19 protein-coding genes are annotated in these 23,851 nt (G+C 37.1%); 16 read left to right on the top strand and 3 right to left on the bottom strand.

Annotated elements, in window-relative coordinates:
* Nucleotides 1-63: 63 nt before the first annotated feature.
* Nucleotides 64-1,533: a phospholipase D family protein gene (locus tag Q4557_RS03250; protein ID WP_303410630.1), complete on the top strand. Its 1,470-nt coding sequence runs from the start codon at nt 64-66 to the stop codon at nt 1,531-1,533.
* Nucleotides 1,534-1,906: 373 nt separating this feature from the next.
* Here the strand turns inward: Q4557_RS03250 and Q4557_RS03245 are convergent, their stop codons facing one another.
* From Q4557_RS03245 to Q4557_RS03235, 3 genes are read right to left on the bottom strand one after another with little or no spacing between them, the layout of a single operon-like run.
* Nucleotides 1,907-2,356: a hypothetical protein gene (locus Q4557_RS03245; protein WP_102520792.1), complete on the bottom strand. Its 450-nt coding sequence runs from the start codon at nt 2,354-2,356 to the stop codon at nt 1,907-1,909.
* Nucleotides 2,357-4,450, bottom strand: a complete 2,094-nt coding sequence (locus Q4557_RS03240; RefSeq protein ID WP_303410628.1) for a LapD/MoxY N-terminal periplasmic domain-containing protein — start codon at nt 4,448-4,450, stop codon at nt 2,357-2,359.
* Between the two features lie 28 nt (nt 4,451-4,478).
* Complete coding sequence (locus tag Q4557_RS03235; protein WP_241903532.1) at nt 4,479-5,066, bottom strand: transglutaminase-like cysteine peptidase; 588 nt, start codon at nt 5,064-5,066, stop codon at nt 4,479-4,481.
* Nucleotides 5,067-6,130: 1,064 nt separating this feature from the next.
* Between Q4557_RS03235 and Q4557_RS03230 the strand changes: the two genes are divergently transcribed.
* From Q4557_RS03230 to Q4557_RS03160, 15 genes are all read left to right on the top strand, one after another.
* Entirely contained in the window at nt 6,131-7,300 is a 1,170-nt protein-coding gene (locus tag Q4557_RS03230; protein ID WP_102439094.1) for a nucleotide sugar dehydrogenase, read from the top strand.
* 76 nt (nt 7,301-7,376) lie between these two features.
* Nucleotides 7,377-8,711: a lipopolysaccharide biosynthesis protein gene (locus Q4557_RS03225; RefSeq protein WP_303410624.1), complete on the top strand. Its 1,335-nt coding sequence runs from the start codon at nt 7,377-7,379 to the stop codon at nt 8,709-8,711.
* A 137-nt stretch (nt 8,712-8,848) separates the two neighbouring features.
* On the top strand, nt 8,849-9,856 hold the full coding sequence (locus Q4557_RS03220) for a glycosyltransferase family A protein (protein WP_303410623.1): 1,008 nt from the start codon (nt 8,849-8,851) through the stop codon (nt 9,854-9,856).
* 89 nt (nt 9,857-9,945) lie between these two features.
* Nucleotides 9,946-10,887, top strand: coding sequence for an acyltransferase family protein (locus Q4557_RS03215; protein WP_303410621.1), 942 nt, complete (start codon nt 9,946-9,948; stop codon nt 10,885-10,887).
* A 1-nt stretch (nt 10,888) separates the two neighbouring features.
* Nucleotides 10,889-11,878: a glycosyltransferase family 2 protein gene (locus Q4557_RS03210; RefSeq protein ID WP_303410619.1), complete on the top strand. Its 990-nt coding sequence runs from the start codon at nt 10,889-10,891 to the stop codon at nt 11,876-11,878.
* A 12-nt stretch (nt 11,879-11,890) separates the two neighbouring features.
* On the top strand, nt 11,891-13,111 hold the full coding sequence (locus Q4557_RS03205) for an EpsG family protein (RefSeq protein ID WP_102439084.1): 1,221 nt from the start codon (nt 11,891-11,893) through the stop codon (nt 13,109-13,111).
* Nucleotides 13,108-13,896, top strand: a complete 789-nt coding sequence (locus tag Q4557_RS03200; protein WP_102439082.1) for a glycosyltransferase family A protein — start codon at nt 13,108-13,110, stop codon at nt 13,894-13,896. Before Q4557_RS03205 ends, Q4557_RS03200 begins: the two co-directional genes overlap by 4 nt.
* Before the next feature lie 5 nt (nt 13,897-13,901).
* A complete protein-coding gene (locus Q4557_RS03195) occupies nt 13,902-14,639 on the top strand; it encodes a WecB/TagA/CpsF family glycosyltransferase (RefSeq protein ID WP_102439080.1) in 738 nt (245 codons plus the stop codon).
* A gap of 98 nt (nt 14,640-14,737) precedes the next feature.
* The gene (locus Q4557_RS03190; RefSeq protein WP_102477061.1) at nt 14,738-16,171 is read left to right on the top strand and encodes a mannose-1-phosphate guanylyltransferase/mannose-6-phosphate isomerase; all 1,434 of its coding nucleotides are present in this window, start codon (nt 14,738-14,740) and stop codon (nt 16,169-16,171) included.
* The gene (locus Q4557_RS03185) at nt 16,164-17,618 is read left to right on the top strand and encodes a phosphomannomutase (protein ID WP_303410614.1); all 1,455 of its coding nucleotides are present in this window, start codon (nt 16,164-16,166) and stop codon (nt 17,616-17,618) included. Before Q4557_RS03190 ends, Q4557_RS03185 begins: the two co-directional genes overlap by 8 nt.
* A 9-nt stretch (nt 17,619-17,627) precedes the next feature.
* Nucleotides 17,628-19,028: an undecaprenyl-phosphate glucose phosphotransferase gene (locus Q4557_RS03180; protein WP_303410612.1), complete on the top strand. Its 1,401-nt coding sequence runs from the start codon at nt 17,628-17,630 to the stop codon at nt 19,026-19,028.
* Between the two features lie 30 nt (nt 19,029-19,058).
* Complete coding sequence (locus Q4557_RS03175) at nt 19,059-20,255, top strand: outer membrane beta-barrel protein (protein WP_102477064.1); 1,197 nt, start codon at nt 19,059-19,061, stop codon at nt 20,253-20,255.
* A 14-nt stretch (nt 20,256-20,269) separates the two neighbouring features.
* Nucleotides 20,270-20,806, top strand: coding sequence for a polysaccharide biosynthesis/export family protein (locus tag Q4557_RS03170; protein ID WP_102477065.1), 537 nt, complete (start codon nt 20,270-20,272; stop codon nt 20,804-20,806).
* A complete protein-coding gene (locus tag Q4557_RS03165; protein WP_303410609.1) occupies nt 20,807-23,122 on the top strand; it encodes a polysaccharide biosynthesis tyrosine autokinase in 2,316 nt (771 codons plus the stop codon).
* Nucleotides 23,119-23,844 (top strand): tyrosine-protein phosphatase, encoded by a 726-nt coding sequence (locus tag Q4557_RS03160; protein ID WP_303410608.1) that lies wholly within the window; start codon nt 23,119-23,121, stop codon nt 23,842-23,844. Before Q4557_RS03165 ends, Q4557_RS03160 begins: the two co-directional genes overlap by 4 nt.
* Nucleotides 23,845-23,851: the final 7 nt, after the last annotated feature.

The following is a 23,851-nucleotide window of genomic DNA, read 5'->3' as shown; positions in this document are numbered from 1 at the left end:
TCGCTTTGATTGGCGGCTAGCATTTGCTAGCCGTAATTTTTTAACCATAATGACGGTATATCAATGAACATGCATTCTATTTCTAAGTGCCTAACTGTACTTAGCTTTATTATTGTTACCATAGTGGTGACTGGCTGCGCAACGTCTTACCCTGAGGTTGAGGACGGTTTTCAAACGGATTGGGACTCGAAAAAATACCATGCTGATTTGTACTTAATCCCTACTGCACCAGAAGCCTTAGCGAGGCGTATTGAGCTAGTGCGTCAAGCCAAAAGCTTTATTGATATGACTTACTTCTCATGGAATAAAGATACGTCGGGATTAATGCTTTTTGCCGAAATTAAGCAAGCTGCCGATCGCGGTGTAAAAGTTAGAGTAACCCTTGATGACTTGTTGGTGTTTAATGAAAAGTGGCTTGCAGAGCTCGCCCACCATCAAAATATCGATATTCGTATTTTTAACCCTTTCGACTCTCGAAAAATGGGTTGGATTGGCCGTGCGATGGACTTTCAAATTCATCAGCAACAGCTGGATAATCGCCTGCACGAAAAGTACTTTAACGTTGATGGTCACAATATGATTTTAGGTGGCAGAAACATTGGCGATGACTACTTTGGCTATAGCACTGAGGCAAACTTTTTTGATTTAGATGTCATTTTTAAAGGTGATGTCATTAAGGCTTTTGAAGCGAATTTTGATGGGCTGTGGGGCACTGATTATTTGATCCCAATCGAAATGCTTGTAGAAGTGAAGCAGGTGGGAGTATTTACCGAGTTTGAAAAAACTTATCGGCAACAAACTGAAAACCGCCAACAAGTGGTGAATGCGATTAATCAGCAAGTGCAGAGCTTAACAGAAGTGGGTTATACCGCAGCTGTTGTGAAACCTGTCTTTGATTCGCTTGAAAAGATGAAAGACAGTAAGCCATATTTTAGAAGTCGAGTTGAAAATCTAATGACTGATCCGGTGAATGATGCCAAGAAAGCCGTAATTTCAACGCCTTACTTAATTCCAACCGATAATAAATTTACCATTATTGAAAAGCTTAGTGCCAATAATGCACAGATCACTTTAATCACAAATTCATCGGCATCAAATGATTCGGGGTTTGTGCCGGCATACTTTGAAAAGCATCGCCCACTGTTATTAGATATGGGGGCGGATTTATATGAATATAAAGATCATGCTAAAAATAGTGATCATTTTTACCATAGTGATACTTATTACCATAATAAGACCTTTATCTTTGATGACTTATATTCCTACATTGGATCATCGAACTTTGATCCACGTTCAGATTTTTTAAATATTGAGTTTGGGGTGTTAATCAAGAGCCCAGAATTCGCCTTGACGTTAGAGCATTACTTACTGGCCAATAAAGAATTGCTTTATTGGCATGTAACTCAACAAGAAGACGGCAGTATTAACTGGCAATCAGGTGATGAAAGCTATGACGCTTCGCCTCATTATGGTGGTTGGCATGCTTTACCGGATTGGCTGATAAGGAAAATGAATGGCGAGTCAGAGCTTTAATTAAAGCCATATTTAGGGGCTAGTACGCTTTCTTTACGTAAGTCATTTAACGCCACAATATAAGAGCATGTTAGCTAAGAGTTTGTTGGGTAATAGGTTACTGACTAAGAGATTATTTGCTAACAGATTATTAGCAGAGAGGATTAGTTGAGAGTTTGTTAGCTGAAAGGATTACTAGAAATAAACAATAATTCATTGTTTTTATATACGTCCAACCCCTTGCATGATAATGAGTTTGTAGGGTTTCATTGCAGTTTAAGCAACAAATACTCGTTAATGAGCTAAATTTAATCGCGGTTATTTTTAACTAATAATAGCTATAAAAAAGCACCCAAGTTCTTTATAAAAGGCAAGGGTGCTTGATAAACACTAATTAGTTGCTGGAAGCCGTTACTCCACCACCACCAGAGCCACCACCGAAACCCTGAGCACCAGGCGCTGGAGCTGCTCCAAATGTGCCACCACTGGCAGTGAGTGTCTCCTCAAAGACCTCTGCAACAATTGAAGGGTCTATACCATTTGCAATAGCGATAGCCAATGCATCATCAGCGTTCATTCCTGCAGTTTGTGCAGCACTAAGCACTTCTAATATAGTTGCGGTTTTGCCAAAAGTCGCCTGTAAAGCAAAAGCGAGGATATTGGTTTGTTCTGCAGGTGATGATTGCATTTGAGTGAGCGTGTAATCAGCTAAACTTGTCCCTGAATTAGCAGCTGTCTGAACGCCATTGGTAAAATCTGTTTGAGATACAGCATATGCTCCTGCTGACAACGCCGTTGAAGATATTGCAGCAATCAAAATGAGCGTTAATTTGTTAGGGTACATTTATTCTGCCTCATGGTTTGATGGGGGACAAAAGTCACTGAGTTGTAAAGTACAGCTCCATGAACTATCTAATGTCACTGGTATAAGAGTAGTCAAATTTTGAACAGCATACAAACCGTTGCCTTGAAGACCATCCACATGGATATTGGAAAAAATGCCTATCATGGCTGGTGTTTCCAATTGCGCAGCGATGACTTTTAATCCAATACCATGGCATATTTGGGTAACTGTCTGGACAAAAAAGCGTGTGTCAGCTTGATCTATATCATGTACAAAGCAAGGATCTAATTTAGTAAAATCAACGTTTAAGTTACGAATATAGTGAAATGAGTTTAAGTTTGAGCCAAAGTTTTCAATGACAATATCAATTTTTAATTCTTTAGCTTTATTAATAAATGAGGTTGTAGCAGCTGACGAAAGTATCACGCCAGGTTCTTTAATTTCATACAAAAGTGGTGGAAGTTTTTTTTGTTGTAGTTGATATAAATTAAATAGCCAATGAGTAAAAGCAGAGCTTTGTATCGCTTGGTTGCTAATATTAATAGCTATGGGTGTTTTTTTTATGTGTGTTAATTTGTAAAAGATGAAACAAGTTATTGCTTGCTCAAGCTCAAGTAATACGCCCAATTTATCGGCCATGGAAAATACATCTAGTGTGGGTAAAGACTCTCCATTAAATTTAAAGCCCACAAAGGATTCAACATACATAATTGATTGTTGGTTATCGACTACCGGTTGTAGCAGTAAATCAAAAAAGTCATCTAAAGGAATACATTTAAGCTCAAAATTATCTTGGTTGCAGTGTTTAAGCTCGTTGATAAAGTATTCAGTAAAGTGAGTTAAAATGTGAGCCCATTCTTCCCGTGTATGGTGGCTATTGTCAGCTTGTGACAGTATTAACTCAGCGTGTTTGTCGCAATATGGGTTAGTGGTTAATTGAGAGTCTAATCGTTTGAGTGTGTCGCTAAAGCTTTCATTGGCACCAATACAAGTCACTGTATATTTTGCAAAACCATCTTCAACGTCGTGTTCTGTTTTGTTAGCCACTAAAATATCGATTAATTGCTTATGGACTAATTTGACAGCATCCTCTGTTAATGGCGATAGAAAAGCAAATTCTGACCCAGAAACTCGATAAAGCTGTATTTCGGTGATTTGATTAAGTTGCTTGCTAATAATATTGGCCCCTAACTTAATATAGGCATCACCGGCGGCATATCCTTGTTTATCGTTGATACTTTTTAGCGATGGCAGGGCTATCAAGCCTAAATAGAACTGATTTTTTTGTGGTGTATTTGTTGATTGAATCGATTCGAAATTTTTTAATAGAGCGCGTCTGTTTGGTAATTCTGTTAAAGAGTCTATGTAGGCATGTTTTGCTAGATTTTCAGCAAGTTGGGTTTGTTCTTTAAAGGCCCGCTGAATATTAGCAATCATCTGATTCATAGCATCGACGACCGCTTTAAGCTCTGTAGTAAAAGGAATAATTGGGTTGGTAATAAAGCGTTTTTTTGACGCTGAATTGGCTTGTTGCTCAATGGTTTTTAGCGGTCTTAGTACTGCTTTTAAAATGAAGTAAGCGATTAATAAGGTAATAATTAATAGAATAAAAGTGGTAGTGAGACTCGTTACTGCATGATGCCATAAGTTATTATAGGAAATACCAACATGGGACTGCACTGATAACTGCCCGGCTAAACGCCAACCATCACTTACCTCACTGGTCATTATGGGAGGTTGTAATGGAAAACTGGCCATAAACCAATTGGGCACAGATAAAGTGGGAAAATCAATCGTTCGCTTAAATTGAACAACTTCATCGATGTCAGTAAATTGAATTAGTTGATAATAACCCGAGTCAAAAATGACATTAGTCATTGTTTCTGCAACAACAAGGTTTTGCTCGTTAATATAAGGCGAAATTGAAAGCCCTAAGCTATGTGCCGCGCCTTGAGCATGAGAAGCAAGTTGTTCATTTAAATAGTCTCTCATGGTCGAGATATTGTTATATAAACCAAAACTGAAACTAAAAACTGTTAAGCAGCTAATAAGTAAAAATACTTGTAATTTTAGCGACATTCCTTTGTTTACCATTCAGCGACTCCAATTCCATTTTCGCATGTTATTCACCATTCTCTATTCTATTAACGAGATCTGTCCAACTTTTAGAGCCAGTACTAACAGGGCGATTTGAACCTAATCCCCGTGCTTTAGTTAACCATAAGCCTTGACTGTTAAATGAGTAAATTGGTTTTAAATCAGTCCGTTGATTTGATTTTTTAATGCTTGTTGTCAAATTATCTAATACTAAGGGCATGGCCTTAGGGTTATCAAAATAAATAAGTACCATGTGTGGTTGGTCAATTAATAACGCTCTAACATACATTAAGCGCATTTTTTCTTCGCTGACTCCCATTGCTTTTAAAGTAAAGTACTTAAAAATTGCAAAGTCTTCGCAATCGCCACCTTTAGTGCCCAATGACTCTATCGGTGTCCCCCAGTAATCATTTTTATTCCAATGTTCGATATCGCTGACAAAATTAATATGTCGATTGGCAAATTGATTAACCAAGTGCAAGCGTTCACTGTCAGAAAACTCAGCTCCCTTTTCAATAATTGATTGCCACTTATGAAAGTCATCGATTCTGTTAAGTCCATATTTTAGTTCAATTTGAGTAAAAAACGCGCCAGAAAAAATATTGTGGTTCATTGTTGAAAAGCAAACAGCAGAAAACACTATTGGTATTAACAGCCAATAGCGTTGCCAATTCAAATCAACACGCAATGAATTAATTTTCTCACCCAACCTATCCATAGAGATGCTAAAACTGTAGCAAAAATGTGCAATAAGGGATCTGTAAATTTCATCATAGCGAAGTTGGCCTTAATGATCGTCAATATAATGACGTATTTAATTAGGTGCCTCATGCAGTGTTCTAAGTTTAAGCTCCGAGATTTCTAGGGACTAAACTATTGCAAAATTGTTACATTGTTTGTTGGTACTTACTAACTTGCTTTGTTTTTGGCACGGATCTTGATTGAATTATGTACAGCTATTTAGGGCGATTTAATGGCCTTATTTTATAATTATTACTTAACACGCTTAATTTTGATTTTTAGTTATTGTATTTAATCGTTTTTTGTTGTTGCTAGCTTTAGTTCCCCTAAGTGGTTGGTGTTTATTAAAGTTAACATTGCACCAAAATACAGCAGCCTCAGGCATAGATGGATGCGTTCTAAGCTCTGAGGATCCACCAAGTGCAAGGGTGACCTATACTAAAGTACTACTCTTGGCTCGCAGTAATAGTACTTAGTTTGATACCGAGGTGAGTAATTAGGCTACTTTAGGTTGATTTTTGAATTGAGGTTATAGGGTTTCAAAAAACTGACAGGGGTTTCATGTATGCTTCAATGTAACATCATTGTTAAGTGGGCTTGATGAAGCCGATTAACTTAGATGGCGTAGACTTTAATGAAGATCAATTTTGATTTTCATACTTTGTACCGAGATTCATGTGAGTGTCTACACTTTCATTTGTTGCTAAGTTTTCTGGTTGGATTTGAATGTTGAAGCGTCCTAACAACCAATCAAATTTGTAAATTATTAGCTAAATTATTCATAACTTTTATAGCAATCTGGAAGCTAAAATTCAGTGCGGTAGCGTGGCTAAAGCCATCTAGAGATATGTGGAATTATAATTTTTTGCTCTTGAATTTACCGATAAAATTTACCACAAAACATTAACTTATATGTTAAAAGGGGTGTTGTTTTAAATGAAAATAGCAATTGCTGGTACAGGTTATGTTGGCTTATCGAACGCTATGTTACTTGCTCAACACAATGAGGTTGTTGCTGTAGATATTATTGAGTCCAAAATTAACCTCCTCAATGACAAGGTGTCGCCAATTACCGATACTGAAATTGAAGATTTTCTTGCAAATAAATCGTTAAACTTTACAGCGACCTTAGATAAAGTCAGCGCCTACCAAGGTGCTGATTTTGTGATTATAGCCACTCCTACGGATTATGATCCTCAAACAAATTATTTTAATACTTCTTCTGTAGAAATGGTTATTGAACAAGTGACTTCGATTAACCCTAGCGCTGTGATGATCTTAAAATCTACTGTGCCAGTTGGATATACCGAACGGATAAAGGCAAAGTTAAATTGCGATAACATTATTTTCTCACCGGAATTTTTACGTGAGGGAAAAGCACTGTACGACAATCTATATCCTTCAAGAATAATTGTGGGAGAGAAGAGTAAACGCGCTGAAATATTTGCTGAGTTAATGGTTCAAGGGGCATTAAAGCAAGATATCAAAGTCTTGTTTACCGAGTCGACAGAGGCTGAGGCGGTCAAACTATTCTCAAATACGTATTTAGCCTTAAGAGTGGCTTATTTTAATGAGTTAGACACCTATGCAGAATCCCTTGACCTAGATACCAAGCAGATAATCGATGGAGTAGGTTTAGACCCTCGTATTGGCAATCATTATAATAACCCCTCTTTTGGTTATGGCGGCTACTGTTTACCAAAAGATACTAAACAACTGCGAGCTAACTATGCTGATGTGCCAAATAATCTGATAACAGCAATTGTTGACTCTAATACCACTCGAAAAGACTTTATTGCTAATTCTATTCTAAAGCGAAACCCTAACACTGTAGGTATTTATCGATTAATCATGAAGTCAGGATCAGATAACTTCAGGGCCTCAAGTATTCAAGGCGTGATGAAGCGCCTTAAAAGTAAAGGCATAGAAGTGATTATTTATGAACCTGTTATGGAGCAAGATACGTTTTTTAACTCGCCAGTGTACCGAGATTTAGCAGCATTTAAAGCTAGTGCGGATGTGATTGTATCTAATCGAATTACAGCCGATTTAAATGATGTATTAGAAAAAGTCTATACCCGAGATTTGTTTGGCAATGACTATTAGTAGCTTTGGAACTTTGTGAATATTTGAAACGAAAGAGCAACTAACCTCGGTACTGTTAAAGGACTAAAAGTGATTCATGCCTGAAATTTCAAATGGGAAAAAATTAGCTAGTTCAATGCTCTATAGCGTAACAGGTCGATACTTAGTGTATTTAGTGCAGTTACTATCAATGATGATACTAGCGCGAATATTTACACCTGAAACTTTTGGTATATTTGCTGTTATTCAAGTATTTGCTGTTTTTTTTGCCCTATTAAGCGAGATGGGTTTTGGGCCTGCTTTAATTAATGAATCCAAAATATCAACGCAGATGCGCGATGGTATTTACAGTTTTACTTGGGTTTTGGGTGCTGCGGTTTCTGTAATTTTCTTTATCATATCTCCACTTATTGCTTGGTTTTATGGTGATGACATATATCAATATTTAGTTATTCCGGTTGGCATTAGTATTGTGTTTAACACCTCGGTTATAGTGCCGATGTCTGCACTAAACCGAGAGAAAAAATTTATTACCATAGCGCGATGTGAAGCAATAGCAGAGATCATTTCCATTGTCTTTTTACTGCTCACTTTAGACTATTTTGAACCTATATGGGCGCTAGCGATAAAGCCTTTGGTCGTCTCAATTTTTCGATATATTTTGATACTGTTTGCCGCTAAGAATACAGAAGAAGGTATTCCGCACTTTGGCCGAGAATTAGGCCATGTTAAAAAAATATTGGCTTTTTCAAAGGATCAAGCCGGCTTTAATTTTTTAAACTACTTTTCAAAAAATTTAGATAATATCTTAGTGGGTAAGTACTTAGGTGCAACAAGCCTAGGGATATACGATAAAGCCTATCGATTGATGAGATACCCACTGTTAATATTAACATTTGCAATGGCGCCGGCAATACAACCTGTTATGAAGGAGCTTAGAGAAAACCCTCCTGAATTTGAACGGTTACATATAAAGTTTACTAAATATATGTCATTGCTTGGTGCTTTAGTCGGAATATTAATATGTATCTTTGCCGATGAAATCGTGTTCATTTTACTTGGTGATAAATGGGGGGATGTATCTATATTGCTTAGAATTCTTTCTATTTCAATTCCAACTCAAGTGGTGATTAGTACAAGTGGTGGTTTTTACCAAGCTGCGGGTAGAGCAGATTTATTATTGAAATGCGGCTTTTACCATGCCATCACCAGCGTAAGTGCCATTGTTATCGGGGTATATTTAGGTGGTTTAGAAACGCTTTGTTGGTTAATAGTAATCAGTTTTACAATTAATTTTATTCAATGCTACCTGCTAATGAGTAAACATATTTTTCCTTCAGGCCTGTCAAGTGTATTTGGTACGATATCCTACGGGGTTATCAGCAGTGTAATTATTTTAGCTGCAAATTTTGTATTAGCGACTAATTTTTGATTATTAATATTTGGTGTAAGTCAGTGATTTATTTTAATTTTTCTCCGTTTTACTTTACATGTTCAATATGCATTTTATTTGAATGGGTTCTTAATGGTTTATTTAGCACTATTAAAGATAGGTAAAGGGCTTAGCAAATGAGTTATAAATATACAGTCATTATCCCTCACTATAACAATATCAATGGTTTGAATAAATTGTTATCAACAATACCTTCCAAAAACTATGTGGAAGTTATAATTGTAGATGATAATAGTCATTCGAAAGTGACTGGCTATATAGATGAGTTTATGGTTAAGCATTATGAAAACTTGACTGTGCTGACTAATGAATCAGGTTATAAAGGTGCTGGCGCGGCAAGAAATATTGGGATAAAGCATGCTAAAGGAGAATTTATCATATTTGCTGATTCCGATGATTATTTTGTAGATAATGCTTTTGATACTATCTGTTCTGGTCTTAAAAAAGATTGTGACATTTGCTACTTTAAACCAACCAGTTTTTGTTTGGTTGAAAAAGAAAAGTCAGACAGGCATGTTCGATATGCTAAATTGATTGATAACTATTTACAGTCTGAATGTGAAGATATCCGCTATAAATTTTATGTCCCCTGGAGCAAGGTGTTTAGACGTAAATTCTTAGTTGAGAATAATGTTCGCTTTGATGAGGTTTTAGCATCTAATGATGTGATGTTCTCTTTAGTGTCAGGGAGTAAAGCGAATAAAATTAGTGTGTTGGATGAAGTTTTTTATTGTGTGACCAGAGGTGTTGGTACCTTAACTGTTAACCGTTCAAAAGAGGTTGTTTCTTCTAGAGTTGAGGTGGCTTTGAGAGAGTCATCCTACATAATAAATGAAAAAATAAATACCGAAAATCATTCAGTTATCTCAGTATTTAAATTGGCAGGAGATAAAATAGATCCCCCTTTGGCTTTGTCGACCTTGTTTGCGTTTTCGAAAGGTCATTTACCTTTTTTTCCCCAGTCATATAAGAATTATATTAAGAATCCAAGATTGATTTTAAACAGGATTTTATCTAAACCCGTTGTAGATTCTTCAAAGAGTAGCAAGTATAAAAAATATTCATTTTATTGCTCATTGTCTATTTTGTTTTTATATGAATGTGAAATGATAATTTTTAGTTGATAGCATTATTTTAATGAACAATATTTATCTTTTAAATGGATTTATAGGAAATTTGTTTTCGTAAGATGCTTTAACATAAGGATTTAATTATGTTGGCTAGTCGAAAGCTTGAAATTGACACGTTACGGGGGTTGGCATGTATATTGTTAGTTAGTTATCACGTAATTGGATCTTCATCTACGCAAGGAATGAGAATAGACTCAGGCGTATTACGTGATATTAATGATGTGTTTATTTATATTCGTATGCCGCTTTTCTCATTTTTATCAGGACTCATATATGGTATGAGACCCTTAAAAAGCAATTTTATTCCTTTTTTAAAAAAGAAAACGGCAAGATTGCTATACCCTATGCTAACGGTTGGAACTTTGTATGCTTTGTTACAGTTTTATGTGCCAGGGACTAATCGAGAAACGATAAACTTTTGGCTTATGCATATTATTCCTGTCGACCATTATTGGTTTTTAGAGGCGATTTTTTTAGTTTTTTGTTTAGTTACTTTGTTTGAGTTTTTTAATCTGCTCAATAGTTATCTAACGTCTGTTTTTATTTTGGTTCTTTCTATCGTTATTTACCTTTTAGGCGTTGATGTTAACTATTTATCTTTAGATGGTTTTTTTTACTTATTACCATTCTTTTTATTTGGCATGATGAACTCAAGGTTCCCCTCTGCTGTGCAAAAAACGTTAACTGTTAGTTTAGCGATACTGGTATCTTACGGGTTATCGTTATACTTTGACTTTGATGACAGAGCATTAAGAATTGGCATTGGATTTAGCTTTTGTTTTACTCTGTTTTTATTGAAAATAAAGATGAAATGGCTTTCATACATTGGAGTTTATTCTTTTTCTATTTATTTGTTCCATGTGTTCTTTACGGCATCAAGCCGGATTTTTTTAAATTATTTTGATGTATTAAATACGAGTTTAGTTTTTATGGTTGGGCTTACAGCAGGCATCGCAGGCTCTATTGTTATTGATAAACTATTAAGTAGTAATAGTTGGATGACTCATTACGTGTTAGGTAGGTAGTATGTTGGATAAAGACAATGATGTTAACAAGTTGACCGTGGTGATCCCTACTTATGGCAGAGCTGAAAAGATTTTAAAATCAATACATTCTTGTCAGCATCCAGATATATCAATTGTGGTGATAGATGATAATGGACTAGATACACCTAACCAGGTTTCAACTAAAGCACTAATAGATAACGTAGCCCCTGAGTTTAATGGCCGCTTATTATATTATGCTTTAAATGATAATTCAGGCGCTTGTATAGCACGTAATAAAGGGGTTGAATTAACCAAAACCTCAATCGTCACTTTTTTAGATGATGACGATATGCTGCTTGTTGAAGCAACCTTAGCTAAACTTCAATTTTTTAATGAGCACAGCGAGTACGATATTTGTTGCAGTGATATGTACTCTAAGTTTAATGGGAAAAAATATCAGTTAGATTTCTGCCACTTCAAGGGAACCACTCCGATTGAATTACTCGAAGATGGTAACTGTTATACTCCTATGGTTATGGGAAGAAAAAAAGCATTGATGCAAATTGGTGGCTTTGATAATTGTAAAAAATACCAAGACCATGTGCTAATCCTTAAAATACATTTAAGCAAGCTAAGTGTGCTGTTTTTTAAGCAGCCAACATTTATCCATGTGGATCATGATGAGTATCGAATTTCAAATACACCGTGTTCTTATCAGACGGTTAAGCTTAGATTTGAATATGAAGAAAAGTTACTCAACAGTCTTAATTTAGACGATGCTGAGTATCAGAGATTGAAAGCGATTATATTATATAGGAAAAAATATCTTTGTTTTTATTATATAGTGATGCCAAGACTCAACTCCTTTAAAAAAAGGTTTATTGGTACCAAAAGATTTTTGTATTCGATAGAGCAAGATGGTAATGCTATTTTTATTAATGGTAAATCATTTTTTTATGCACTGAAAACCGTAACAGGCTTACCTTTCTTGATAAAAAGAATGGCTTATAAAATAAAACATAGTAATTAACAAGGAGTACTTGTGGATAGTCACTTATCATATAGCGATGATGATAGTATTCTAAATGTTAAGTTTTCATTTGTTTTTGCTGTTTTAATATTGTTTTCTATATTTACTCCTTTTTTATCGTTTCTTTGTTGTGCTTTTTTGATTGTTTATACTCACAACTATAAATTGGTAAAGCTACTACCTATATCGCTTGTGTTTTTCTTTATTTTAATCAATTTTAATCGGGAGTTTTTCGTAAAGGGTAACGACCTAGAATGGTATTATACTTACTTTACTAATTTTTCAGATTATGAATTAGGTTTTTTTAATGCTTTTGAAGATGATCTGGCTAGCGTGTCATTGAAAGCAAGTGAGCCCCTGTATCATTTCTTTGTTTATATCTCGAGTAAAGCGACCAATGGATATTATCCAGCTTATATTCTCTGGGTACACTGTGTGATTTATCTGATTCCAACCTTTGTGATTATCGAGATCTGTAAGCGCGAAAAAGTAAATGTCTTGATATGTTGCTCTTTGGTTTTGTTTCAAATGTTGGTGTTTTATGATTTTGGTAATGCATATAATTTAATCAGACAACAGGTGGCCAGTTCGTTTCTGGTGCTGACTTTTTATTTTATGTATATAAAAAAGCCATGGTTTTGTTTGTTTTTCTCTATTGTTTCAGTGTTTACTCATAATTCAACGGTTTTGATGGCCGCACTAATATTATTGTTTTGTTTGTACAATATTAACTACATATCATACAAGCTATTACTAACGGCAACGGTGTTGTTATCTATTTTTTATGTTGCTGTATACTTTAACCTTAGTGGTCACTATGAAGATCTCGAAGATAAATCAAGAGGTCTAGTTGTTAAACTGATTGATTTTAGTATTTTTATTTTTAGTGGGATAATTGTATTTTTTTATGACTCAAAATATAGGAATGTTTACCGTTTTTTAGTGGTGTTATTCATTGCTCTGATGTTTTGTCATATTAGTTCTTTTTTACCTCTAAGATTTTTAACCTTTTATGATTCTTTTAAGTGGCTTAACTATTTTATCATCTTTAATTATTTCAGCACTAAGCTCTCATATTACAAAAATGCTAATTTAAGTATTTTTACTTCTTGTTTGATCTTAGGCTTTACCTATTTCAACCTGAAGCTTACTTATACAGCATATATATATAATGGTAGTTTTCTAGATTTTGTTATTGATTCACCCATTTATTATTTAGGTATTGATTTATGAAAGTGTTACTTATAACTACTTGCGTTTATAATGAAACTAACTACTCAGACTTTAAACGCCTAGTTAATAGCTTGCACTCGCAAAGTAGTGAGGCCGTCTTCTTTCATGCTGTTTTATTTCAAAACTACACTCAGACTGAAATGATTCAACCTGCTAATAATGATAATTATTGTGCCGAACACTTTTACATTAAAGATATCATTTCACTATCTAAAGCAAGAAATTTTATTATCGAGAGAGTTTTCGATCTTCTTAGTGATTATGATTACATTTCCTTTCCCGATGATGATTGCTGGTATCCTACGAGTTTTTGGCTCAATTTTGAAGGGTTAGTAAGTACCAATGATTGCGACCTTTTTTATACCAAGTTTTGTTCCAGCCCGATAGATGCTGTTGGTGGTATTGAAAAGCATTCTGCTTATAAATTGGTTCAAAACGCGTCTTCAAACACCACTATTTATAAAAGTCAGATTGTCGCTGAATTGAGATGTTTTAATGAGAGTTTCGGTGTTGGCAGTGAAAATAATGGTGGTGAAGATACTGATTTTGCCATTAGAGCAATGTTGTTATCTAAATATATATGGTTTAGCAACTCAAACCTAATTGGCCATCGCGATCCCATTGCTGAGTTCAGATATCGATACTTCAAAGGCTCTTTCGGCGTGTTAAAGAATCATTGCTTTAGCTCACTTGCATTGATGCTGATTACAGCAAGAAAAACCTGTGTAGGGTTAGTCTTTCTTTTTTCTAACAAAATTAAAGTTACTGACTTTTTCATAAGGTGAATAAAATGGATTTTACAAAAAAGAATAATTTTTTGGGTGTGAATTTTAATGACTTTACAGCCGATAATCTGGTTCATCATATTGTTAATTATAATGGTGAATATTCAATGCTAGTTACGCCTAATGTAGACCATGTCATCAGGTACAACTCTGATTCAAGCTTTAAAACTATATATGATAAAGCTGATATTACTGTCAATGATAGCCGAATTTTAAATCTCTTATCTAAGCTGGCTAGGGTTGATATCGGAGATGTTATTCCAGGTAGTGATTTAACCAAACGAATCATAGAGACTTTGCCAGAAAAAGATTTTGATATAACAGTTATTGGTTGCTCAGATGAAACTATATCCTTTGTAAAAGCTAAATATAAGTTACGCTCAGTTAATCATTATAATCCTCCGATGGGGTTTATTGATGATGATATTGAAGTAGGTAAGTGTGTTGATTTTGTATTAGCCAATCCTGCTAAATTAATATTTCTTTGCGTGGGCTCACCAAGACAGGAAATTCTATGCCAAAAACTTAAACAGGCAGGTGCTTCAGGTCTGGCTTTGTGTGTTGGTGCTTCCTTTTTATTTTTAAGTGGTGAGGAAAAAAGAGCGCCTGTGATATTTCAAAAACTATCACTAGAATGGTTTTTTAGATTAATGCAATCACCAAGAAGGTTATTTGGTCGGTATGTTATTAATGGCGTTAAAATTTTTCCGATATTCATAAAGTACATTCATCAAAAGCATTAATTAATCCTTATTAAAGTGATTGGTAACGCTCATCGCTCCTTTTTTAACGTTAAATTCCCTATTGGTCACTGTAAAAATAATTTTTATCGAGGTTGAATATGATTTTACCCGTAATTATGGCAGGTGGTTCAGGCTCTCGTTTGTGGCCATTGTCTCGCCAGCAATTTCCTAAGCAGTTTCTTACTTTGTTAGATAATCATTCAATGTTGCAAACAACAGCGAACCGACTAGATGGAATTATTCATTCAGCGCCCTTAGTTATTTGTAATGAAGAACATCGTTTTTCTGTTGCTGAGCAGTTTCGTTTAGGCAATATAGATAACAGCGGAATTATATTAGAACCCGAAGGGCGAAATACCGCCCCCGCAATTGCACTTGCTGCTATGTATGCGGTTCGCAATGGGCAAGACCCTTTATTATTAGTGCTAGCCGCAGATCATGTCATTAAGAATGAGACCGCATTTTGTGAGGCTGTCACCAAAGCGGTAACCCTAGCAGAACATAACCAATTAGTGACGTTTGGCATTGTGCCGACAGCGCCAGAAACAGGTTACGGCTATATTCAACGGGGTGAGTTACTCGCTGATGAGCTTGGGTTTGAGGTTTCTCAGTTTGTTGAGAAGCCGAATTTAGCAACTGCGAAAGATTATATTGCCACTGGGCATTATTATTGGAATAGCGGCATGTTTTTGTTTAAAGCCAGTGTTTATTTACAAGAACTTAAATTATATAGCCCTGATATTTTTGCCGCTTGTGAAGCCGCAATGGTCAACACTACTCATGATGTAGACTTTATTCGTGTCGATGAAGCGGCTTTTATTACAAGTCCCGAAGACTCAATTGATTATGCTGTTATGGAAAAGACCAAGCATGCAGTGGTTGTGCCTATGGATTGCGGTTGGAGCGATGTCGGCAGCTGGTCTGCATTATGGGAGATTGAAGATAAAGATCCCCATGGAAACGTCTTTAAAGGCGATGTTATTGGTATAGATACCAACAATAGTTATGTTAATGCCACTGAAAAACTGGTGGCAACTATCGGCTTAGATGATGTGGTTATTGTTGAAACTAAGGATGCGATTTTAGTTTCAAAACAAGCTGATGTTCAACAAGTTAAACATATTGTAGAACAACTGAAAACTCATGAACGCAGCGAGTGGCAACACCACCGCGAAGTTTATCGCCCTTGGGGGAAATATGACTCCATCGATCATGGCGGACGTTTTCAAGTCAAGCGAATTACTGTCAAGCCTGGGGCAAAGTTATCAGTGCAAATGCACTACCACCGAGCAGAGCATTGGATTGTGGTATCGGGAACTGCGAAAGTAACCAATGGCGATCAAGACATTTTATTAACTGAGAATCAATCTACTTATATCCCTGTTGGTGTTATCCATGCCTTAGAAAACCCAGGTAAAGTGCCTCTAGAATTAATTGAAGTGCAATCGGGATCCTATCTCAGCGAGGACGATATTGTTCGCTTTGAAGACAGATATGGCCGTGTAGCAACAAAAGGCGTATCAAATGCTTAATTCAAAACAAGTGATAGCTTCAAGTCATATCGGTTTTGGAACCAGCGGTGCCAGAGGTTTGGTATGTGATTTCACTGTTGATGTCTGCGCAGCTTTCACAGTGTCTTTTTTAAACACCATGCAAGACTCTTTCAATGTTCACACAATCGCAATAGCGATAGATAATCGTCCAAGCAGTTTTACGATGGCACAAGCCTGTGCTGCAGCTCTAGAGCTGTGTGATGTAAAGGTTGTTTATTATGGTGTTATCCCAACGCCAGCATTAGCCTGTATTTCGATGAGCCAAGAGGTTCCTTGTATCATGGTGACAGGAAGCCACATTCCCTTTGACCGAAATGGATTAAAGTTTTATCGGCCTGATGGTGAGATTACTAAAGCCGATGAAATAGCGATTTTAAATAGTGAATATTATTATCCTTGCGTAGAGCAACTACCCTTGCTTACCGTGGATAATGCTGCTGAAAATCATTACATAGATCGTTATGTGAGTTTATTTGATTCGCCATGGTTAACTGGTAAGCGCATTGGCATTTATCAACATTCAAGTGCTGGGCGCGATTTATATCCACTCATTTTTGAAAAGCTGGGTGCCGAGGTTATATCCATTGGTCGCAGTGATACCTTTGTGCCTATTGATACTGAAGCAGTTAGTGAAGCAGATTGTCAAAAAGCGATCGAGTGGACGCACGAGTATCAGCTTGATGCGTTATTTTCCACTGATGGTGATGGTGACAGACCATTGCTCGCTGATGAGCAAGGTAACTGGCTGCGTGGTGACATTCTGGGGTTACTTTCCGCCAAGGCGTTAGATATCGATGGATTAGTTGTACCCGTTAGCTGTAATACCGCCATAGAACTAAGCCACTATTTTGATCTAGTCGTAAGAACTAAAATTGGCTCCCCCCATGTGATAGCCGCGTTTTCTGAGGTAGAAAGGCAAAGTAGTCGTATTGCTGGATTTGAAGCTAATGGGGGCTTCTTGCTGGAGTCTACTATCGAGGTTAATGGACATAGTTTGACTGCACTACCTACTCGCGATGCTGTATTGCCTGTTTTGATGGTACTTCATAGTGCTTTGAGTAAGACTGATTCTAACTCTATTGCAGGATTAGTAGCACAATTACCCCAACGCTTTACCCATAGCGACCGTTTGACAGATTTTAATACTGAACGCAGTAAACAAATTATTAAATTAGGTTTACAGCAGCCAGAGTATTTACTTGAGCAATTAAACCTATCTAAAAATAAATTATTAGAAGTTAATTCTACAGATGGACTACGCTTAAGTTTTACTAATGGCAATATTGTTCATTTACGACCATCGGGTAATGCTCCGGAATTTAGATGTTACGCCGAAAGTGATTCTATATCCAAAGCTAAACAATTAGTTGAACATACTTTGTATCAGTTATTGAACATCAATTTAAATGCATCGTTAGTTAATTAGGTGAGCTAAATGGAAAGTCCATCAACACTTCAATTTGTCGGTACCCGTTCTAGTTTCTTATTGCGTATCTTTGATATTGCCATTATTGCCGCCGCATTAATGATCATGATGCATAGCTATAATATTACTTTCAATAAGGACTACTTATTAGTGCTGATTGGGGTGCTGTTTTTTTATAGCTATATTGGCGAGTCTTTAGGGCTTTATCGCTCATGGCGTTCAGGGCGGTTTTCTACCATGTGTAGGATCGTCTCTTTGGATGTAACACTTGCCTTTGTGCTTATGACCCTATTGTTGTTTGTATTTAAATATAGTGAAGTTTACTCACGAGTAACGGTGGGAGGCTGGTATGTATTAAGTCTTTTATCGTTAGTGACTTGGCGATTGTGTGTTCGTGAGATTAAACGTTTTCGCCGTAAAAAGGGCTATAGCGTCCAAAAAATTGCAATTGTTGGCTTAACGGAGGCTGGGCAGCGTTTATATGAACAAATACAGAAACATGATGAGTTAGGTTTTGAGTGTGTTGGTTTTTACGATGATCGAGACCCTGAACGTATTGAAAACTTAGACTTATCTTGCCTAAAAGGCACTATTAACGATGCTGTCGATGTTGCACGTAAAGGTGAAATTCAGAAATTATATGTTTGCTTACCTATGATTGCGGAGCAGCGAACTGCCGATATTATTTTAGCGCTAGGCGACAGCACAGTTGATGTGCTCATTACCCCTGATTTTTTATTGAAAAACTTAATGCATGCACGCATAGGCAGTGTTGGCGAGGTTGATACCTTAAGTGTGTTTGAGTCACCCGTTAACGGGATGATGCGCTTTTATAAACGTAGTTTTGACCTTGCTTTTAGCGTTATGGCATTAATTGTTTTAAGTCCTGTCTTATTGGTTATTGCTTTCGCGGTTAAATTAAACTCCCAAGGTCCTATTATTTTTAAGCAAGATAGATATGGACTTGATGGGCGAAAAATTAAAGTGTGGAAATTTCGCTCAATGACAGTGACTGAAAACAGTAATGTGGTTATTCAAGCGAAGAAAGGAGATGCACGAATAACCAATGTTGGCGCATTTTTACGTAAAACCTCGCTAGATGAATTACCACAATTTTTTAATGTACTCATGGGGGATATGTCGGTGGTTGGCCCAAGACCACATGCGATTGCCCATAATGAAGAATATAGACATTTAGTTTCCTATTACATGCTTCGTCATAAAGTATTACCTGGTATTACGGGCTGGGCACAGATAAATGGCTGGCGTGGTGAAACCGATACCCTTGATAAAATGGAAAAAAGAATCGAATTCGACTTGGCTTATATAAGAAATTGGTCTATTTGGTTAGATGTGAAAATTGTCTTTATGACATGCTTTAAAGGTTTTGTCGGTAAACATGTTTACTAAAAATCACAATCAAAGGAATAGGTGATAACAATGAGAACAAAGCTAAATATATTTACACTATTAGTCATCTCAGCTGGGATAGCAAATGTGAGTGCTGAAGAAAAAGCTGGGGTAATTACCACTGAGTCCGGTGTTGATTTTATTCCAGCATTAAATGCAGGCTTAAAATATGACGATAATATTGCCAGTAGAAGTACAAATGAAGAAGAAAGTTGGATATTAACCGTAGCCCCTGCGGTGCAGGCAAAGATGCTCGATGGGAATAACATTTATACTATTGATGCCGGTATTGAGTACGGTGATTATTTCGATAGTAGCGACGATAACTACCTTGATGCACTATTAAAAGCTCGCGCTCAGGTAGAGTTAAATCAAAGCAATCGTTTCAATCTTGAAGCTAAGTATTTTTACGGTCACGAAGATCGTGGTACTGGTGTGTTCGATTTTGGCTTTGATGATGGACTGCCAACAGAACCTGCTACCTATGATATTTTTCAAGGTGGTGGTTATTATGAGTATGGCGCTAAATCAACGCCGGCAAGAGTTAGGATTAATGGTTTATATGATTCTAAGGAATATACAAACTTTAAAGAATTAACCCAGTTCCGTAATAAAGATAACGTTAAATTAGGGGCTACCGTTTTTTATGATACTCGAGCAGCCACTAGTATTTTTCTTGATTACCAATATATTCAAACCGCTTATGACGTCATGGATCCTGGCGGAGATAGAGACAGTGATACCCAAAATTTACAGTTAGGTGTTGAGTGGGAAGCAACCAGTACCACTGAGGGTTCTATTAGGATCGGCTATCAGAAAAAAGCATTTGATAATCAAGAGCGGGAAGATTTTAGCGGTGTAGCTTGGGATGCCAAGTTAACTTGGAAACCATTGACCTATAGTCAGTTTGACTTCTATACCGGTCGCAGTAGTGAGGACCCTGATACATTTGGTGATTATGTTCGTGAGACCACTTACGGGGTTAAATGGAACCATGATTGGAGCGACTTGTTTGGTACCACTCTCGGGTACGATCGAATACAAGACGATTACACAGGCTTTGAGCGTGAAGATACCACCAATGTTTATCGCGTTTCGTTCAATTTTGAAGTGTTGCGCTGGATGACGCTAAGAGCAGGTGCAGATATTGCTGACAATACATCAATACAAGAACGCTTTGATTACGATCGTAATATCTATTTTATCACTGCCGAAATGACCTTGTAATTATTGGTGCAATCATGAGATTTCTATTTTTAAGTCTAGTTTTAGCTCTTGTATCCATGATGCTGACATCGACTGCAGAGGCGGTCGAGTCTGATGATAGTTACCTATTAGGGGCTGGTGATACCATTATTATTCAAGTGTATGGTGAGGACGCCTTAACCTTGGAAACTCAACTCACCAATAGTGGCACCATTAATTTTCCTTTTTTAGGCCCAATTAAACTTAACGGTTTGACCATAAAACAAGTGGAGCAAATTGTTTATAAGGGTCTTAAAGGGGATTATTTTGTTGAGCCTAGTGTCTATGTCGGAATGGTGGAATATCGACCTTTTTATATTCACGGCGAGGTTAAAAAACCGGGTGGCTATCCATATCAGCCAGGAATGACAGTTAACCAAGCCATCGCACTAGCCGGTGGGCTGACTGAGCGGGCTTCAGAAGACAAAATCAATATTTCCCGAGAAGGCGCAAAGGTAAACTCCAAGCGTGGCAACATTAACAGTAAGATTTTTGCTGGTGATACTATTACCATTGAACAGAGGTTCTTTTAAATGACTCAGCAGGAAAGGCGAGCCAACCCATTGCCTCAAATTCAAATGGATCAGCTAATTGATTTCAAGAAGCTAATAAAACCTGTTATGCGTTTTAAATGGCGCATATTAACCTTTGCGATGTTGATTACTGCTTTGGTTATTTTTGTCGTATTGAAAATGACGCCAATATACAGTGCAAAGTCTACCTTATTGATCGAATCAGAACAGGCTAATGCTATTAAAATAGATGAAGTTTATGGTATTAATTCAGGGCAGCAAGAATATTATTTAACTCAATTTGAAATTATAAAATCACGCTCAATTGCAGAGCGAGTATTTAACGAATTAGATTTAATAAATCACCCTGCATTTGTCTCAGAACCAAGTTTGCTTAGTCAACTAGCCTATTTACTCGATTTTATTCCAAAAGAATATATTCCCGAAGAGTACCTACCTGATGACTTATTGCCTGAAGGGAGTGCTACAGAAAATGTTGACCAAGAAATTGTTAAGCAACAATTAATCGATACCTTTGCCGAAGATATCAGTATTTCACCGGTTAGAAAAACGCAATTGGTCCATATTCGTTATGAAAGCTCAGATCCCGCCTTGGCCGCATTAGTGGCTAATGTGGTGGGAGATACCTATATTTTAAGTCAATTGGAAGCAAAGGTTGGCATGACACAAAAGGCCAATACTTGGTTAGGTGGAAGGCTAGAAGAGCTAAGATTAAAGCTAGATGAATCTGAAACACGCTTAGAATCTTTTAAGCGGGCGAATGGTCTGGTTGATGTTGAAGGGGTCACAGCGTTAGATGCTAAAGAGCTCGAACGATTAAGTGATGAAATTGCCATGGCACGCTCACGCAAAGCGCAGGCAGAGAGTTTTATTACCGTGGTCAGGCGCTACGGTGCTACTGATATCAGCCGTTTAGAAAGCTTACCTGAAGTAACCTCCCATCCCTCGATTCAAAATGTTAAGCGTGAAGTGGTGATTGTTGAAAGAAAAGTTTCTGAGCTTGAGCAAATTTATGGGCCAAAGCATCCAAAAATGATCGCGGCAAAAGCTGAGCTTAAATCAGTACAGAGTAATTTACATAGCCAAATAGCAAGATTAGTGAGAGGTATTGAAGAAGAAGCGCAAACAGCAGGACGTAAGCTGAAGGGGTTAGAAGCGCAGTTTAATAAATCAAAAGGCTCTTTTCAAAACCTGAGCACTATAGATACTGATTTCCGTCGCATGCTGCGTGAAGTTGATACTAATCAACAATTGTTTGATAGCTTTCTTGCTCGTCAAAAAGAAACCGAAGTGACCGGCAGTTTTGACTCGCCTATCGCCCGCTTTACTGACAGAGCGATTGTGCCAATCTATCCTACTAAACCCAATAAAAAGCTGATTGTAATATTGACCTTTTTTGCCAGCTTAGGCTTTGGGGTGGTCATGGTGTTAGTGCTTGATGGATTAAATGACACCATCAAAAATAGCGATGATGTAGAAAAAATATTATCGCAACGGGCACTTGGTTATATACCTAAAGCCAAGAAAAGAGCCAGCTATAAAGAGATTAATTTCGCCTTTTATGACAGTAACCAGCCTTTACATGCTGAAGCTGTGCGGACAATTAGAACCTCGATGTCTTTAATGGCGATGGGGACAGATTTCTCCACGATTGAGGTCACATCGTCGACGCCTAATGAAGGTAAAACCAGCGTGTCAATGAACTTAGGCTTTGCATTTTCTACTATGGAAAAAGTGCTGATAATCGATGCGGATTTACGTAAATCAAGTATGGGTGAGCGTTTTGGCTTGCCTTCTTACCAACCAGGGCTTGCAAATTTCTTATCTGGTACCGAAAGTCTCCCTCACTGTATCGTTGCCGATGTTAAACCGAACGTTGACTTTATGCCCGCAGGAGCCGTGCCACTTAACCCGCAGGAGCTTCTGTCTTCTAGCCAGTTTCCTAAATTGTTAACCTTACTTAAAACCCAATACACTAAAATCATTATTGATACACCTCCAATACATGCCGTCAGTGACGCATTGATTATTACTTCGTTATGTGATGCAACGGTATTAGTGGTAAAAGCCGATCATACCCGTAATGAAGTGATTAAATTAAGCTTAGCAAAATTAAATCAAGCGAGAAGTAAAGTCTTTGGTGTCGTTCTAAACCAGTTTAATACGAAAGATGCACAGCATTACCAAGGTGACTATGGCTACTATAAAGCTTACGGCGCAGATCAGACTCCTAAAGATAAACCTGTGCAGTTTGCAGATTATGCCGCCAAAGATAAGCCTAAGCCGTTTTCTGACTTGGACAATATAAAAGTATGATTGATTTACATTGCCATGTATTAGCCAATATCGACGATGGAGCTAAATCCGTTGATGAAGCACTGAGTTTAATGGCTTTGGCACAGGAGCAAGGGGTAACCCGCATGGTGGCAACCCCGCATATCCATCTAGGCATATATGACAATGATATCAACTCAATATCTGCAGCTTATAAGGCGCTTTCACAAGCCCTAGTTAGCTCTAACATTGCTATTGAATTGCGCGCGGCAGCGGAAGTGCGGATTTCACCAGAAATCGTCTTGTTTGTTGAGCAACATAAATTGCCTTTTATTGGTCATTATCAGCAAAAAGATGTCCTACTATTAGAGTTACCCAGTAGCCATATCCCAGCGGGAACAGATAGGTTAATTAGCTGGTTATTGAGTAAAAATGTATTACCGATGATTGCTCACCCTGAACGTAATAGAGAGCTGCAAAACCACCCCCATAGAATTAAGCCCTTTGTCCAAGCTGGCTGTTTATTTCAGTTAACAGCAGCGTCGCTAATTGGCGATTTTGGCTCGGCGCCGCAGCAATTGAGTGAGCAATTTTTAAAAGAGCGTTTTTATTCCATCATCGCTTCAGATTGCCATTCCTTAAAACGTCGCCCACCTAAAATTGCCCAAGCAAAGCAATTGGTTAGTAGCTTAGTTGATGAAGAGTACGCTTTTGCATTAACGACAGAGATACCCAGAACTATTTCTAATTCGCTATTTCAATAATCATAAG

Origin of the sequence: Shewanella sp. 5_MG-2023, assembly GCF_030547465.1 — a bacterium.
Lineage (GTDB): Bacteria > Pseudomonadota > Gammaproteobacteria > Enterobacterales > Shewanellaceae > Shewanella.
The sequence above is the reverse complement of the archived record's forward strand: the minus strand, read 5'-3'. Positions and strand labels throughout refer to the sequence as shown.